The organism is Nesterenkonia lacusekhoensis (assembly GCF_017876395.1).
Lineage (GTDB): Bacteria > Actinomycetota > Actinomycetes > Actinomycetales > Micrococcaceae > Nesterenkonia > Nesterenkonia lacusekhoensis.
On the sequence record NZ_JAGINX010000001.1, the window covers coordinates 26,961 to 42,025 of the forward strand.

15 protein-coding genes are annotated in these 15,065 nt (G+C 68.3%); 8 read left to right on the forward strand and 7 right to left on the reverse strand.

Annotation, left to right across the window (positions count from 1 at the left end; translation table 11 throughout):
* The first annotated feature begins 23 nt into the window (after nt 1-23).
* From JOF45_RS00120 to groL, 3 genes are all read left to right on the forward strand, one after another.
* The gene (locus JOF45_RS00120) at nt 24-272 is read left to right on the forward strand and encodes a DUF3263 domain-containing protein (RefSeq protein WP_188685535.1); all 249 of its coding nucleotides are present in this window, start codon (nt 24-26) and stop codon (nt 270-272) included.
* Nucleotides 269-934, forward strand: coding sequence for a LytR C-terminal domain-containing protein (locus JOF45_RS00125; protein WP_210047236.1), 666 nt, complete (start codon nt 269-271; stop codon nt 932-934). Before JOF45_RS00120 ends, JOF45_RS00125 begins: the two co-directional genes overlap by 4 nt.
* A 262-nt stretch (nt 935-1,196) precedes the next feature.
* Nucleotides 1,197-2,834: a chaperonin GroEL gene (gene groL, locus JOF45_RS00130; RefSeq protein WP_210047237.1), complete on the forward strand. Its 1,638-nt coding sequence runs from the start codon at nt 1,197-1,199 to the stop codon at nt 2,832-2,834.
* 159 nt (nt 2,835-2,993) lie between these two features.
* On the opposite strand, the gene JOF45_RS00135 is transcribed toward groL, so the two are convergent.
* Nucleotides 2,994-3,284 (reverse strand): WXG100 family type VII secretion target, encoded by a 291-nt coding sequence (locus JOF45_RS00135; RefSeq protein WP_210047238.1) that lies wholly within the window; start codon nt 3,282-3,284, stop codon nt 2,994-2,996.
* A 153-nt stretch (nt 3,285-3,437) separates the two neighbouring features.
* On the opposite strand from JOF45_RS00135, the gene JOF45_RS00140 reads away from it, so the two are divergent.
* Nucleotides 3,438-4,007: a hypothetical protein gene (locus JOF45_RS00140; RefSeq protein WP_245324087.1), complete on the forward strand. Its 570-nt coding sequence runs from the start codon at nt 3,438-3,440 to the stop codon at nt 4,005-4,007.
* 51 nt (nt 4,008-4,058) lie between these two features.
* On the opposite strand, the gene JOF45_RS00145 is transcribed toward JOF45_RS00140, so the two are convergent.
* From JOF45_RS00145 to JOF45_RS00165, 5 genes are all read right to left on the reverse strand, one after another.
* Nucleotides 4,059-5,642 (reverse strand): sensor histidine kinase, encoded by a 1,584-nt coding sequence (locus JOF45_RS00145; RefSeq protein ID WP_210047239.1) that lies wholly within the window; start codon nt 5,640-5,642, stop codon nt 4,059-4,061.
* Between the two features lie 86 nt (nt 5,643-5,728).
* Nucleotides 5,729-6,457: a response regulator transcription factor gene (locus JOF45_RS00150; RefSeq protein WP_210047240.1), complete on the reverse strand. Its 729-nt coding sequence runs from the start codon at nt 6,455-6,457 to the stop codon at nt 5,729-5,731.
* Between the two features lie 117 nt (nt 6,458-6,574).
* Nucleotides 6,575-8,251: a DNA repair helicase XPB gene (locus JOF45_RS00155; RefSeq protein WP_210047241.1), complete on the reverse strand. Its 1,677-nt coding sequence runs from the start codon at nt 8,249-8,251 to the stop codon at nt 6,575-6,577.
* Nucleotides 8,248-10,377 (reverse strand): helicase-associated domain-containing protein, encoded by a 2,130-nt coding sequence (locus JOF45_RS00160; protein ID WP_210047242.1) that lies wholly within the window; start codon nt 10,375-10,377, stop codon nt 8,248-8,250. The genes JOF45_RS00155 and JOF45_RS00160 overlap by 4 nt, the downstream gene beginning before the upstream one ends.
* Nucleotides 10,374-10,598 (reverse strand): hypothetical protein, encoded by a 225-nt coding sequence (locus JOF45_RS00165; RefSeq protein WP_210047243.1) that lies wholly within the window; start codon nt 10,596-10,598, stop codon nt 10,374-10,376. Before JOF45_RS00165 ends, JOF45_RS00160 begins: the two co-directional genes overlap by 4 nt.
* 101 nt (nt 10,599-10,699) lie before the next feature.
* Here JOF45_RS00165 and JOF45_RS00170 point away from each other — a divergent pair, with 101 nt between their 5' ends.
* Together JOF45_RS00170 and JOF45_RS00175 are read left to right on the forward strand one after the other, a co-directional pair.
* On the forward strand, nt 10,700-11,080 hold the full coding sequence (locus tag JOF45_RS00170; protein WP_210047244.1) for a cold-shock protein: 381 nt from the start codon (nt 10,700-10,702) through the stop codon (nt 11,078-11,080).
* 16 nt (nt 11,081-11,096) lie between these two features.
* Nucleotides 11,097-11,456, forward strand: coding sequence for a DUF3027 domain-containing protein (locus JOF45_RS00175; protein ID WP_210047245.1), 360 nt, complete (start codon nt 11,097-11,099; stop codon nt 11,454-11,456).
* Between the two features lie 129 nt (nt 11,457-11,585).
* On the opposite strand, the gene serC is transcribed toward JOF45_RS00175, so the two are convergent.
* Nucleotides 11,586-12,710: a phosphoserine transaminase gene (serC, locus tag JOF45_RS00180; RefSeq protein ID WP_210047246.1), complete on the reverse strand. Its 1,125-nt coding sequence runs from the start codon at nt 12,708-12,710 to the stop codon at nt 11,586-11,588.
* A 28-nt stretch (nt 12,711-12,738) separates the two neighbouring features.
* Here serC and JOF45_RS00185 point away from each other — a divergent pair, with 28 nt between their 5' ends.
* Both JOF45_RS00185 and JOF45_RS00190 read left to right on the forward strand, forming a co-directional pair.
* Nucleotides 12,739-13,485, forward strand: a complete 747-nt coding sequence (locus JOF45_RS00185; RefSeq protein WP_210047247.1) for an iron-dependent transcriptional repressor DtxR — start codon at nt 12,739-12,741, stop codon at nt 13,483-13,485.
* Between the two features lie 456 nt (nt 13,486-13,941).
* Complete coding sequence (locus JOF45_RS00190) at nt 13,942-15,042, forward strand: C40 family peptidase (RefSeq protein ID WP_210047248.1); 1,101 nt, start codon at nt 13,942-13,944, stop codon at nt 15,040-15,042.
* Nucleotides 15,043-15,065: the final 23 nt, after the last annotated feature.

Below are 15,065 nucleotides of genomic sequence, written 5' to 3' on the forward strand. Positions count from 1 at the left end.
CCGGCTCCCCGTAGGATGGCACCGTGGACGTACGTAGTGGACTCTCCGCTGAGGAGGAGAAGATTCTGGCGCTGGAGCGCCAGTGGTGGAAATACGCCGGGGCGAAGGACCAGGCCATCCGCGACCAGCTCGGCATGACCTCCGTGGCGTACTACCAGACACTGAATCGCCTGATCGACACCGAAGAGGCGCTGGCGCATGACCCCATGCTGGTCAAGCGGCTGCGCCGTCAGCGTGATGCCAGGCAGCGCGCGAGGAGGATGAAACCATGAGCCAGCACCCGCATGACGAGTTCGATGACGTCCCGCCCTACCAGTCCGGTGAGGCGGGCAAGCACCGGGCGCCCGGGGCCTCCGGCGGCGCAGCCGGCCGTAGCGGTGGGCTGAAGTGGATCGGACTGTTGGCCGTCGTCGTGCTGGTGGTGGGTCTGTTCTCCTGGCTGGTCTTCGGTGATGACGACGACGCCGAGACCACTGCCGGTGACCAGGACGCGACCGAGGAGCAGGAGGACGCCGCTCAGGACGACGACGGCGGTGAGGGCGACGGTCAGGACGAGGCCGCTCAGGATGAGGGCGGCCAGGATGAGGGCGGCCAAGGCGAAGACGGTCAGGACGAGGCTGCCCAGGGCCAGGATGAGGAAGAGGCTGAGGTCGATATGGAGACCCCCGTCCAGGTCTTCAACTACGCGGGTCCCAACGGAACCGCCGCCAACGCTCAGACCCAGCTGGAGGAGCAGGGCTATAACGTCACCGCGCTGAACAACTGGGAGGGCGGTTGGGGCGATACACCGACTCCGGCCATCTACTACCCGGCCGATCAGGAGGAGTTCGCCCAGCAGCTCGCCGCCGACATGGGCATCGACACCGTCCAGTCCAGCGGAAGCTTCACCACGCTGGCCGTGGTCGTGGGCGAGGAGTATGCCCCCGGTCAGTGAGTCGGACGCTCCGTCCTTCAGGCAGGGGCCCGCGCCGTCTGTGCGGTGCGGGCCCCTGCTCTCTCTTGCACTCTCCTGGGCAGAGTGCTAAATATTGATTAGCACTCTCCTGGCATGACTGCCAGCAGAGGGTGGACTGAGAACCTCAGCAGGTGAGGCCACAACGCCCCGGTGACGCGGGGTGGGCCGTCCGTCGCGGGCACCTACGAGTCATCCATCACGGTTTATCGACAAGCCGAGTCCAGGAAGGACACGTGCCACCATGGCAAAGACTATTGCATTCGATGAAGAGGCCCGCCGCGGCCTTGAGCGGGGCCTGAACAGCCTCGCCGACGCGGTCAAGGTCACCTTGGGCCCCCGCGGCCGCAACGTTGTGCTCGAGAAGTCCTGGGGCGCCCCCACCATCACCAACGACGGTGTCTCCATCGCCAAGGAGATCGAGCTGGAGGACGCCTACGAGAAGATCGGCGCCGAGCTGGTCAAGGAGGTCGCCAAGAAGACCGACGACGTCGCAGGCGACGGCACCACTACGGCCACCGTCCTCGCCCAGGCCCTGGTCAAGGAGGGCCTGCGCAACGTGGCCGCCGGTGCTGACCCGATGGGTCTCAAGCGCGGCATCGACAAGGCTGTGGACGCCGTCACCGCCGAGCTCTTCAAGTCCGCCAAGGAGGTGGAGACCAAGGAGCAGATCGCAGCGACCGCCTCCATCTCCGCCGCTGACAAGCAGATCGGCGAGCTCATCGCCGAGGCGCTGGACAAGGTCGGCAAGGAAGGCGTCATCACCGTCGAGGAGTCCAACACCTTCGGTCTGGAGCTCGAGCTCACCGAGGGTATGCGCTTCGACAAGGGCTACCTCTCCGGCTACTTCGTCACCGACGCAGAGCGTCAGGAAGCAGTCCTCGAGGATCCCTACATCCTGATCGCCAACTCCAAGATCTCCTCTGTGAAGGATGTCGTCGGCATCCTGGAGCAGGTCATGCAGTCCGGCAAGCCGCTGCTGGTCATCGCAGAGGACGTCGAGGGCGAGGCACTGGCCGCTCTGGTGGTCAACAAGCTCAAGGGCACCTTCAAGTCCGTGGCTGTGAAGGCTCCCGGCTTCGGCGACCGCCGCAAGGCCATGCTGGCCGACATCGCCATCCTCACCGGTGGCCAGGTCATCGCCGAGGAGGTCGGCCTCAAGCTGGAGAACGCCACTCTCGACCTGCTGGGCACCGCCCGCAAGGTGGTCGTCACCAAGGACGAGACCACCATCGTCGAAGGTGCCGGCGAGGAGTCCGAGATCGAGGGCCGCGTCCAGCAGATCAAGGCTGAGATCGAGAACTCCGACTCCGACTATGACCGCGAGAAGCTCCAGGAGCGCCTGGCCAAGCTGGCCGGCGGCGTGGCCGTCATCAAGGCCGGCGCAGCCACCGAGGTGGAGCTCAAGGAGCGCAAGCACCGGATCGAGGACGCCGTGCGCAACGCCAAGGCAGCTGTGGACGAGGGCATCGTCGCCGGCGGCGGCGTGGCCCTGATCCAGGCCGGTGCCCGCGCCTTCGAGTCCCTGAAGCTCGAGGGCGACGAGGCCACCGGTGCGAAGATCGTGAAGTTCGCTGTGGAGGCACCGCTGAAGCAGATCGCGATCAACGCAGGCCAGGAGGCCGGCGTCGTGGCGGAGAAGGTCAAGGGCCTGCAGGACGGCCACGGCCTCAACGCCGCCACCGGCGACTACGAGGACCTGCTGGAGGCCGGCGTCAACGATCCGGTCAAGGTCACCCGCTCTGCGCTGCAGAACGCGGCCTCCATCGCCTCCCTGTTCCTCACCACTGAGGCCGTCGTCGCCGATAAGCCGGAGAAGAACCCGGCCGGTGCCGGCGCCGAGGGCATGGACCCGATGGGCGGCATGGGCGGCATGATGTGATCTTCTGATCACTTCGCCCACGCGGCAGACAGAGAGCCCCCGCAGCACAACGGCTGCGGGGGCTCTCTGCGTCTTCCCGCTCGTTTTACCAAGCGACCTTCGTTCTGCTTGCCCGTATACGTGGGGGTCATCTGAAAACGCTTTGGTAAAACGAGGGTGTCAGCGGTTGAACATGGCTGCGGCGGCAGTCTCGGTCTCCTCGTACTGTGAGGAGGCCTGGGCCATGGCCTGGCGGACGCTCATCAGAGACTGCTCCACCTGGACCTGGGTGGAGCGCCACTGGGTGAGCACCTCCTGGAAGGCGTTGCCGGCTGAGCCCTTCCACGAGTCCTGCAGCTGGCGCAGCTGCGCCTCCATAGAGTTCACATCGGACTGGATGCGTCCGATCGTGGCCTCCACCGTCTGGCTCTTGGCCATCAGGTCAGCGGTGTCGATCTGAAGAACCGGCATGATTCTGCTCCTTAGTCGTGTCGAAGGTCCTGCGGTAGGACACCTGCGACGCTACGGAGTCCGGGGCGGTCGGGCGGGAACGGTCGCGCTTCTGTGGAGTCCTGCGCGCGGCACAGAAGCGGACAGCAGACATGTGGAGGAAACATCTGGGTATTGCCCACTCTGGAACTCACCCACGCCTCCTCCAACTGGTTCCTCGCAGGGTTGTCCTACGTCGGGTTCTGCATGCTGTGGCTGGCGGCCTTCGTCACCGCCCTGGGCCGGACCGCGCGCAGCCAGCGGGAGGCCGCAGCCGGTGGGCTGCTGGGCGGTGTGGCCTTCTCCCTGGCCTGCATGATCGTCGGGCTGGGTCTGCTGGCGAACATCGAAGGGGTGGCGGGAACTGAGATCCCCATGCTGTTCCTGGCTGGGGAGATCAGTCCGGTGCTCGCGGCGGGGATCTCGGTGATGATCCTCATCGGGATCTACACCACGGCGATCCCGCTGCTCTGGACCGTCTCCTCCCGCTTCTTCGAGGACCGGACTCCCGGGTTCAGGTACTCGACCCTCGTCCTGGCCGGAGCGGGGATCCTGATCGGCCTCAACCTGCCCTTCTCCCAGATGGTCAACATCGTCTATGTGATCAACGGGTACGTGGGGGTGCTGCTTCTGGTGATGATGCTCGTCTCCACCGGCAGGAGGATCTGGAGCCGCCGTCGGGAGGAGTCTGCGGCCGCGGTGTGAACGTGGAAGTCTGCCCTGCTCGGCGTCCCTCGCCAGCGGGTCGGCTGAGGATCAGGCGGGCTGTTCTCCGGAGGCGCCGGGGTCCTCCGCCGCGCCGCCGCAGTCCTCCTCATCGGCCTCCGACTCATGATCGGACTGGTCGCTGGGTTCGACCATCGGCAGCCGCACCACCATCGTGGCTCCGCCGCCCTCAGTCTCCCGATGCCGGATGGTCCCGTCATGCTGGGAGGCGATGGCCGCGCAGATGGCCAGGCCCAGTCCTGTGCCTCCGGTGCCCCGATCGCGAGCCTTGTCCGCGCGATAGAAGCGCTGGAAGATCTTCTCGACATCCTCCTCAGGGATGCCGTCTCCGTGGTCACGGACCTCCAGCACAGAGTCCGGCCGTCCTTCGATCAGCGAATCGGTGCCCACGGCCAGATCGATGGGGCTGCCCTCAGGGGTGTAGCGCAGGGCATTGGTGACCAGGTTCGTCACGATCTGGCGGATCTTGCCCTCATCGCCCACTGTGGGAGCCGGGCGGGGGCTGCCGCCGTCGAGGCCGATGACCCGCACCTCGCGGTCCGGGGCGTTGACGCTCATGTCCATGGCTGTGTCATGGGCGATCAGGTTCAGATCCACCGGGGCCAGCTGCAGCGGGCGCTGCTCATCGAGGCGGGCCAGGGTGAGCATGTCCTCCACGAGGTTGCCCATCCGTTTGGCCTCGGACTCGATGCGGTCCATGGCCGCGCCCACGGCCTCAGGGTTGTCGCTGACCCCGCCCTGGCGGTAGAGCTCGGCGAAGCCGCGGACCGTCACCAGCGGGGTCCGCAGCTCGTGGGAGGCGTCCTGGATGAATCGGCGCATCTTCTGCTCCGAGGCCTCCTTCTCGGAGAAGGCCTGCTCGATATGCTCCAGCATCACGTTCAGCGAGGAGGAGAGGCGTCCGATCTCCGTCTCCGGGGGAGCAGAGGTCTCCACACGTTGGGAGAAGTCCCCGCCGGCGATCTGGCCGGCGGTCTTCTCCACGCGGAACAGCGGGCGGAAGGCCCGGGTCACCACGGCATAGGCGATGGTGGAGGCCCCCAGGGTGGCCAGCAGGCCGATGGTGGCCACCAGGAAGGTGGCCCGCTCCACGGAGGTCTCCACCTGCTCCATGGGCAGGGCGATGACCAGGGAGCCTTCCCCCGACTCCAGCCGGTAGACCTGGGCCCTCCAGCCGCGGGAGTTCTCTGCGGTGCCGGGGACGTCGAAGGACTCGCCAGCCCGCTCCATGGCCTCATCGGCCGGGATCGGTTCGATGTCGGGCAGGTCCTGGCCCTCGAACGGGAAGTGGGTGGCCCGCAGTCCGCCGTCCTCGTCCTGGGAGGGGTAGCCCTCGTTGTCCAGGATGACGCCGTAGAAGCGCACGATGGCCAGCTCGTTGCCGTAGTCCTCCACCGGCTGACGCTGGGTCAGGTAGATGGAGACGTTGTTGCGATTGGTGATCAGGTCCTCATCGAGGTTCCGGATCAGCTCCTGACGGAACAGCGAGGCGGAGACGAAGGTGGTCACCGCCAGGGTCAGCAGCAGCAGTCCGGAGATGATCACCACCAGCTGGGTGCGCAGGCTGGCCACTCTCCAGGCGCGGGAGAGGGAGCGGAACGGGCTGAAGCTCATCGGACCCAGGATACGGGCGAGGGCACGGCTGAGGCAGAGCCGGCGTCACGCGGATGCGGCCGTGCCACGTGGAGCACGCCGAGGCCTCAGAGTCCCTGGGCGCGCTGGCGGCGCTCCCAGGTCTGCAGCACGTAGCCGACGCCTCGCTTGGTCTGGATCATCGGGGCGCCCTCTGCGCCGGAGTCGATCTTCCGGCGCAGGTAGGAGATGTAGGACTCCACGATGGAGGCGTCCCCGTTGAAGTTGTACTCCCACACATGGTCCAGGATCTGCTGCTTCGACAGCACCCGGTTGGGGTTCATCATCAGGTAGCGCAGCAGCTTGAACTCTGTGGGGGAGAGGTCGACGACCTCACCGTCGCGGCGGACCTCGTGGGCATCGTCGTCGATCTCCAGGTTGTCGATCCGCACGACGGCGTCCTCGTCCTCATACGGCGCGGTGCGGCGCAGGACGGCCTTGATGCGGGCCACCACCTCGTCGAGGGAGAACGGTTTGGTCACGTAGTCGTCGCCGCCGACGGTCAGGCCGGTGACCTTGTCCTCCGTGTCATCGCGAGCTGTCAGGAACAGCACCGGGAAGTGCTTACCGGCGGCCCGCAGCTTCCGCGTCACGGAGAAGCCGTCCATATCGGGCAGCATGACGTCCAGCACGGCGAGATCCGGCTGGAACGTCTCGGCAGTGTCCAGGGCCTCACGGCCGTTGGAGGCCGCGGCGACCTCGAAGCCTGCGAAGCGCAGGGAGGTGGCCAGGAGTTCACGGATGTTGGGTTCATCGTCGACGACGAGCAGCTTGGCTTCCGGAGTCTTGTCAGTCACGGCGCCAGTGTCCCTCCGTATCCTGGGTGTTTCCTGGACAGATGCTCTGAACGGGGTGGGATGAGCCGGGACGCCCCTGATCAGTCGGGCAGAAATGTCTCCGACTTCCCTCGTCGATCAGACGATGTCCTCATCGCTGAGGATCGTATAGCCGTAGCCCTGCTCGGAGAGGAACCGCTGGCGCTTGGCGGCATAGTCCATATCCACCGTGTCCCGGGTGACCACGCTGTAGAAGTGGGCCCGCTTCTGTTCGGACTCGGTGTCCGGACGCAGCATCCGGCCCAGGCGCTGAGCCTCCTCCTGCCGGGAGCCGAAGGTCCCCGAGACCTGGATGGCCACGGAGGCCTGCGGCAGATCGATGGAGAAGTTCGCGATCTTCGAGACCACCAGGACGTCCAGTTCGCCGCGGCGGAACCGCTCGAAGTGCTCCTGCCGTTTGGCCGTGGAGGTCTGACCGGTCAGCACGGGGGCATCGAGAGCCTCTCCGAGGCGCTCCAGCTGCTCCACGAACTGACCGATCACCAGGATCTGCTCACCTTTGGCCTCGTCGTGGTCATGGCGATGCCGGGCCACCAGGCGCTTCACCAGGTCGTCCTTCACCTCGGAACCGGCGGCCAACCGGTGCTTCTCCCGGTCCGGCGCTGCGGCGTACTCCATCCGCACCCCGCGGGGCAGGTCCGTGCGCACCTCGATGCACTGGGCCGGAGCGATCCACCCCTGAGCCTCCATCTGTTTCCACGGAGTGTCGAAGCGCTTGGGCCCGATGAGCGAGAACACCTCGCGCTCGCGGCCGTCCTCCCGGACCAGTGTGGCGGTCAGGCCGAGTCGGCGTCGGGCCTGCAGGTCCGCCGTCATACGGAACACCGGGGCCGGCAGCAGGTGGACCTCGTCGTAGATGATCAGGCCCCAGTCGTGTTCGTTGAGCAGCTCCAGATGGGGGTGGAGCTCCCCACGCTTGACGGCCAGCACCTGGTAGGTGGCGATGGTGACCGGGCGGACCTCCTTGCGGTCGCCGGAGTACTCGCCGATCTCCTCCTCGGTCAGCGAGGTCCGCCGCAGCAGCTCCTGCTTCCACTGCCGGGCTGAGACCGTGGAGTTCACCAGGATCAGGGTGATCGTGGCGCTGGTGGCCATCACCCCGGCCCCCACCAGCGTCTTGCCTGCGCCGCAGGGCAGCACGACGACGCCGGAGCCGGAGGCCCAGAAGGTGTCCACCGCCTGCTTCTGGTACTCCCGCAGGCTCCAGTCCTGCTGGTCCAGGTCGATGGGATGGGGCGTTCCGTCCACGTAGCCGGCCAGATCCTCGGCGGGCCAGCCCAGCTTCACCAGTTCCTGCTTCAGCTCTCCGCGGGCCTGTCCGTGGACGGCCACGGTGCGCTCATCCAGCCGGGGGCCCAGCAGCGGGACGACGGGTTCAGCGTGCAGGATCTCCTCCAGCACGGCCTCCCCGTCCTCCGTCTCAGCGGTGCGCAGCACCAGGCCGTGGACCTCGTCCTTCTCCAGCCGCAGCCGACCGTAGCGGCTCATCGTGTCCGCGATGTCGATCAGCAGGGAGTTGGGGACCGGGAACCGCGAGTGGTTCAGCAGCGTGTCCACCACATACTCGGCGTCGAAGCCGGCGGCCCGGGCGTTCCACAGCCCCAGCGGGGTGATCCGGTAGGTGTGCACATGCTCGGGGGCCCGCTCCAGATCCGCGAAGGCGGCTACGGCCCGGCGCGCGGCGTCAGCCCGCTCGTGGTCGACCTCCAGCAGCACCGTCTTATCCGATTGGACGATCAGCGGTCCGTCGTTCATCGCGAACTGGGCTCCTTCTCCGTGACGGCGGTGATGCGGTGGATCAGCAGCAGGGACTCTTCCTCCCGGCCCTCGTGGCGCAGGCGGAGCCGCCCGGCGTTCATCGCCGTGGGGATCCCGACCACGGTGTGTTCGCCTCCGCCGCTGCCTGCCCGGGTGATCCGGACCCTGCGACGCCGGCGGATGGCCTCGCGCAGGGTGCCCACCACATCAGCGCCGGCCAGAGCTGAGTCATTCCCCAGCTCCGAGACCCGAGTCCTGGATCCGTCGGAGCGCAGAGCGGCCAGAGCGCGCTCGATCACCTCCGGGTTCCGGGCGAGCATCTGCGGGGTCACCGTACGGACCGGGGACTGCTGCCAGGGTGAGGCGGTCAGCTGCCAGGCCGCCGCGGAGGCGGGGGAGGAGCCGGTGCCGGTCGGCTCGGCCGCGCTCGCCTCACCACCGGCGGCAGCTCGCGCGGAGAGGGTTCCCGGGGCGGTCACAGCAGGGGCGTTCTCGGGTTCGGAGGTGCGGATCCCGGCCCGGCGCAGGGCGCTGCGCAGCCGCTCCGCGGAGGCCTCGCAGACCAGGACCTCTCCGCTGAGATGCCGCAGACCCAGGGCGCTGAGCTCCGGCTGGGCCAGCAGTGCGGCCCGCAGCTGGGGGTCCGGCTCCACGACCCAGGCCCCCGCGGCACCCATCCGCACGCTGGGTGTGGTGCGGGCGGCGTCGTCGATCAGGGTGCTCAGCGGCGAGGGCATCTCGCTGAGACTGTGGCTGGTCAGAAAGTCCCGGATGTCCTCGGGGCTCCACCCGCCCTCCAAGGCTCCGCGCACCGAATCGGCGCTGAAGCGGTAGGTCGGCACTCCGCCGCGGGTCTCCTTCCGGGCGAGCTGGCCCAAGGCCTGTGCGGTTCCGGGGGAGAGCGTGCCGGTGGCCACCGCGGTCAGATCCGACTGCAGGTGCACGGTCTCCACCAGCGGCGGCAGGGCGGCTTCCAGGTGGGCGCTCAACGACGACGGCGGTTCCCCGGCGGCCAGCCGATCGGCATCCTCCAGCGCGGCGCGACCTGCGGCCGTCAGCGCGCCCATCGCCAGCAGGCCCAGCCGCTCGGCCTCCCGCACCATAGGCAGCAGGACATGCTGGGTCCGGGCGGTCAGCAGCGGTCGGTCCCAGGCCAGCTGCTCCAGCAGGGGTCCGGAGAAGGCGCGTGGGCCGGGTTCGGTCTCATCCGGCCAGTTCAGGGTGTAGAGCTCGGCAGGCTTGGGGTCGGTCAGCTCCTCGGCAGTGCGCAGCAGCCGATCCCGCAGGGCCGGGGCGTCGCCGCGCTGGCGCTCCGGGGTGAGAACCGGGGCCAATCGGGCTGAGGGGTGCGGGCCGCGCAGCAGCAGCGGGGACCGCGGAGCCAGCAGCCATCCCGAGACCAGCAGCTGCAGACGGTGATGACGGCCTGCGCGGCGCCACTGGGCGGCCAGACGCGTGGGGGCCCACCGTCCGGAGTCGGCGTCGGGCTCGATCAGCCCGGCCGCGGCAGCCAGCTCGATCAGCCAGCCGGTCTCACCCACCTCCGGGTCCTTGGGGGTGCCTTCCCCGCGGCGGGCCACGGTCAGGCGCTTGAGCTCCCGCATGCCGACGCCGCCGGTGCGCAGCGTGGCCGCCGCGCTCTCCTCCAGAGCCGTCAGGAGGTCTTCGACCTCGCTGAGCAGCTCAGAGATCGCCGCGAGGGAGGCGTTCTCCACCAGGGCGGCCATCACCGGCCTCGACCCCGGCTGCGGCGCGGCAGAGGGGCCGGCGGGGACGTTCTCCAAGACGTGGGGGAGATTCGCCGGAAGGGCGAGCTCGCCCCCGACCTCCAGCAGGACTCCGGCGCGCCGCAGGAAGGCGGCGGAGTCAGAGTCGGCCTCAGCGGCCGCAGACTCTCCGCGGTTCAGCGCCTGGAGCAGGTGCAGGGTCCCGGCGTCGAGGTGCTGGACCAGATGCCGCAGACTCATCTCCGACTGGGCGCGGGCGGCGAGGCTGGTCATATCCGCCGGAGTGGGGTTCAGCAGATCCGGGCGCGCCCTGAGCAGATCGGCCAGCCCGGCGTCGTCCAGGCGAGCACAGTGGGCGGTCAGCTCGGTCAGACCGAAAGTGGTGGTGCGACTCATCCAAGAGCGGTGCGGCGACGGCGGCGCCGGCTCATCGCCATCAGCATGTAGGCGATCATCAGGGTGAAGCCCAGGGGGAAGCCCCACAGCGCTGTGAAGTAGAGGCCGGGATGTGGGTCGGCCTCAGCGAAGTAGAGCCCCAGGATCGCCACCAGGGCCAGGAGGGAGGCCGCGGTGATGGCCACACCGGCCAGGAGCAGTGCACGGGCAGAACGGGACATGCCCCGATTCTATCCCTGAGGCGCCGCGGCGGTAGTCTTGAAGCTCCACCATCATCCCCGTCACCGTGGCGGGAGACCGACCAGAACGAGGTAGAACGAACGTGCCGACCGGAAAAGTGAAGTGGTTCGACGCCGAGAAGGGCTTCGGATTCCTGACCTCCGACGACGGGCAGGAAGTCTTCCTGCACTCTTCGGCCCTGCCTGCCGGTGTCACCGTCAAGGCTGGGACCCGCATGGAGTACGGCATCGCCGACGGCCGTCGCGGCAAGCAGGCCCTCTCGGTACGGGTCCTCGACAACGGTCCCTCTGTGGCGCGGGCCAAGCGGACCCCCGCAGAAGACATGGCCACCTTGGTCCAGGACCTGGTGACCCTCCTCGACAACACCACCGGCCAGCTCCGCAACGGCCATTACCCCCAGTCCGCGCAGTCGAAGAAGATCGCAGCGATGCTCCGCCGCGTCGCTGACGACTTCGACGCCTGAGCGCTGAAGGAACCTCATGCCCAAGCCGAAGAAGGACGCCGTCCTCGCCGAAGCCACCCAGCTGGCGCTGGAGGCGCTGAAGGAGATCGCGCCGATCGAGCAGATCGGCCCGCATGTGTCCGCCGTGCCGGAGGAGGACCGGCTGCTGACCCACCGGTTCGCCGCCGATAAGCCCGGCTACCGCGGCTGGGAGTGGTACGTGACCGTGGCGAGGGCTCCGCGCACCAAGAAGGTCACGGTCTGCGAACTGGGGCTGCTGCCGGGCGAGGACGCGCTGCTGGCGCCCCCGTGGGTCCCGTGGGCCGAGCGGATGAACGAGAAGGAGAAGGAGGCGCTGGGCGACGTCGTGCCCGACGCCGAGCCGGCTTCTGCCTAGCTCCTCGCCTGCGCGCGAAGTTTGATCAGATAGGGCCGTCATTCCCGGCGAGACAGGGATTGTGGCGACACTATCTGATCAAACCTCAGGGCCCAGGTTCGCGGCCGAGGGCTGGAAGGTCTCAGCAGGTCAGCGCTGCTGCTCCAGCACGTAGTCGATCGCCTTCAGCAGCTGAGAGACGTCCTCGGGCTCGATGCTGACGAAGGTGGCGATGCGCAGCTGATTGCGCCCCAGCTTGCGGTAGGGCTCGACGTCGACGATCCCGTTGGCGCGCAGGGTGGAGGCGATCTCGGCGGCGTCGACGCGGTCGTCGAAGTCCACGGTCACGATGACGTTCGAGCGGTCCTCGGTCTTCCGGACGAAGGGCGTGGCCAGCTCGTGTGCCTCGGCCCAGGCGTAGACCCGACCGGCGGAGTCCGCGGTGCGTGCCGCGGCGAAGTCCATGCCCCCGGAGGTGTTGAGCCAGCGGACCTGCTCGGCCAGGGTCACCAGAGTGGTCAGGGCCGGGGTGTTGTAGGTCTGGTTCTTCCTCGAGTTGTCGATCGCCGTGGTCAGGCTCAGGAAGTCAGGGATCCAGCGCTCGGCGGCGAGCTTCTCGGCCCGCTCCAGGGCTGCCGGAGACATCATGGCCAGCCACAGTCCGCCGTCGGAGGCGAAGTTCTTCTGCGGGGCGAAGTAGTAGGCGTCGGTCTGGCTGACGTCCACCGCCAGTCCGCCGGCGGCGGAGGTGCCGTCCACCAGGACCAGCGAGCCGGCGTCGGCGCCCTGGACTCGGGCGACCTCTGCGGCCACACCGGTGGAGGTCTCGTTGTGCGGCCAGGCGTAGACGTCCACTCCGGACTCCGCCTGGGGCTGCGGACGAGTCCCCGGCTCGGCCTTCAGGATGCTGGAGTCCGACAGGTGAGGGGCCTCATCGGTGGCCTTGGCGAACTTGGACCCGAACTCGCCGAAGGAGAGGTGCTGGGCCTTCTGTTCGACCAGGCCGAATCCGGCGATGTCCCAGAAGGCGGTGGAGCCGCCGACGCCGAGCACCACCTCGTAGCCCTCGGGCGCCTGGAAGAAGGTGTGGAGTCCCTCACGGACCTCGCCCACCAGGTTCTTCACCGGGGCCTGACGGTGAGAGGTGCCGAGCAGGGTGCGGCCGGCGTCGTTCAGCGCCTGCACCTGCTCGGGCCGGACCTTGGAGGGACCGGCGCCGAAGCGTCCGTCGGAGGGAAGCAGTTCGCTCGGGATGGTGACCCGCTCAGCAGGCATCGATACTCCTTATATATATGCTGGTCTCGTGACCGATCTTATCGATACTACGGAGATGTACCTGCGCACGATCCTCGATCTCGAGGAGGAGGGCATCGTGCCCCTGCGTGCGCGGATCGCGGAGCGCCTGGAGCACTCCGGTCCGACCGTCTCCCAGACCGTCGCCCGCATGGAGCGCGACGGGCTGCTGCAGCTGACCGAGGAGCGGCGCCTGGAGCTCACCGAGACCGGCCGTGATCTGGCCGTGCAGGTGATGCGCAAGCACCGCCTGGCCGAGCGTCTGCTCTCCGATGTGATCGGTCTGGACTGGCCCTATATCCACGAGGAGGCCTGCCGCTGGGAGCACGTGATGTCCGAGCGGGTGGAGCGCTGTCTGGTGGAGATCCTGGACAGCCCGGTGGAGTCCCCCTACGGCAATCCGATCCCGGGGCTGGAGAAGCTGGGCCTGCCGCGCAGCGCCGACGTCGCCGGTCTGGCGCTGACCACGCTGCGCCAGGCGGCTGAGGACAGCGGCCACGGAGGAGGACGACTGTGGGCCGTGCAGCGCCTGGCCGAGTCCATCCAGGTGGAGCCTGAGGTCCTGGAGCAGCTGCTCGACGCCGGCCTGCGCCCCGGTGCCCAGGTGGAGGTGGGCGAGCTCTCAGAGGCCTACGTGACTCTGGTCGTCACCCCGGCAGAGAACGGTGGGGACACGGAAGCTTTGGAGGTCGAGCTGCCGTTGGAGGTCGCTCAGCACATCTTCGTCGCGGAGCAGCGCGCCGAGCCTCAGGTGTGACGTTCCCTCCGGCGGCCGGCCGGAGCTGTGACTTGTCTGTGATTATCGCCGTTCTGGGGTGCGATGCGCCGTACGAAAATGAGCCAGGACGGCCGTGCGGCGGAGTGCTGGGCCCTTCTGTAACGAACTGTTATCTGGCCTGTGGCTGCCAAAACCCCAGGTCAGAAGTGCCTCGAGTGGTGTTCCCTGCTGGGGGAGACGGTTGTGAGACACGCGTCGTGACCTCAGCGTGACATTTATATCGATCCGTTATACAGTCGTTTTCGTGCTCAGGACAGACATGGTGCCTGAGCTCCTCCGGTCGGGACTTGCCACCTGCCGCCGATCGGGGTCGTTCGCAACTACCGCAAGGCAGGGGGCGAAGCCAGCGGTCATGACAGGACCTGGAGCAGACAAGCATCCCAGCTTGGAACTCCACGCCAGCAGCTTCGTCCGAACAGGGAGAGGTTTCCAGAAGTGACAGACACTCAGACTTTCGTCTCGCGCCGTGAGCGCCGCCGTCAGGCCAAGCCGTCCATCGCACGCGCTGTGGCCAACAACGCCGGCACCGTCGGCCGTGGCGCAGCCGTGGCTATGGCCACCTCCGGCCTGGTGATCACCTCCGGCGCCGCAGCCAACGCCGCAGCTGATGACTCTCAGGGGCGCGAGGTCACCACGCTCCAGGTCGCACAGTCCGACCTGTCCGTGGAGCGCGCCAGCAGCAGCTCCAACGTCGCGGTCACCGCGTCCCAGGGTGCCGAGCTGACCTTCGACCGCCCGGTGGTCTCCTCCACTCCGGCACCTGAGCCGGAGCCCGAGCCGGAGCCGGTCGCCCCGCAGCCCGCCACGCAGCAGGAGGAGGCTCCTGTCCAGCAGGAGGCTCCCGCTCAGCAGGCCCCGGCACAGCAGGCCCCGGCACAGCAGGCTGAGCAGGCTCCCGCCCAGCAGGCCCAGGGCGGCCAGCAGGCTGAGCAGGCTCCCGCCCAGCAGGCCCAGGGCGGCCAGCAGGCTGAGCAGGCTCCCGCCCAGCAGGCCCAGGGCGGCCAGCAGGCTGAGCAGGCTCCCGCCCAGCAGGCTGAGCAGGCTCCCGCCCAGCAGGCTGAGCAGGCTCCCGCCCAGCAGGCTGAGCAGGCTCCCGCCCAGCAGGCCCAGGGCGGCCAGCAGGCTGAGCAGGCTCCCGCCCAGCAGGCTGAGCCTGCAGCTGAGACCCAGCCCGAGCCCGAGCCGGCATCCGCTCCGGCCGGCGGCGGCTCCATCGTCTCCGCAGCCTACGCAGGCGTGGGTACCCCCTACTCCTGGGGCGGCACCACCACTGCAGGCTTCGACTGCTCCGGCCTCATCAACTGGGCCTACAACCAGGCTGGCAAGAGCGTTCCGCGCACCACCCACGGGATGGCCGCTTCGCTGACCTCCGTCAGCAGCCCGGAGCCCGGCGACATCGTGCTCGCGAACGGTAACGGTCACGGTGGCATCTACGTCGGCAACGGCCAGGTCATCTCCGCCACCTCCTCCGGCGGCGTGCGACTGCACGGCCTGCACGAGAGCTGGCACAGCCCGAGCGGCTACTACCGCGCCTGAGCGGCCAGCCGCTCCGCGCAGCA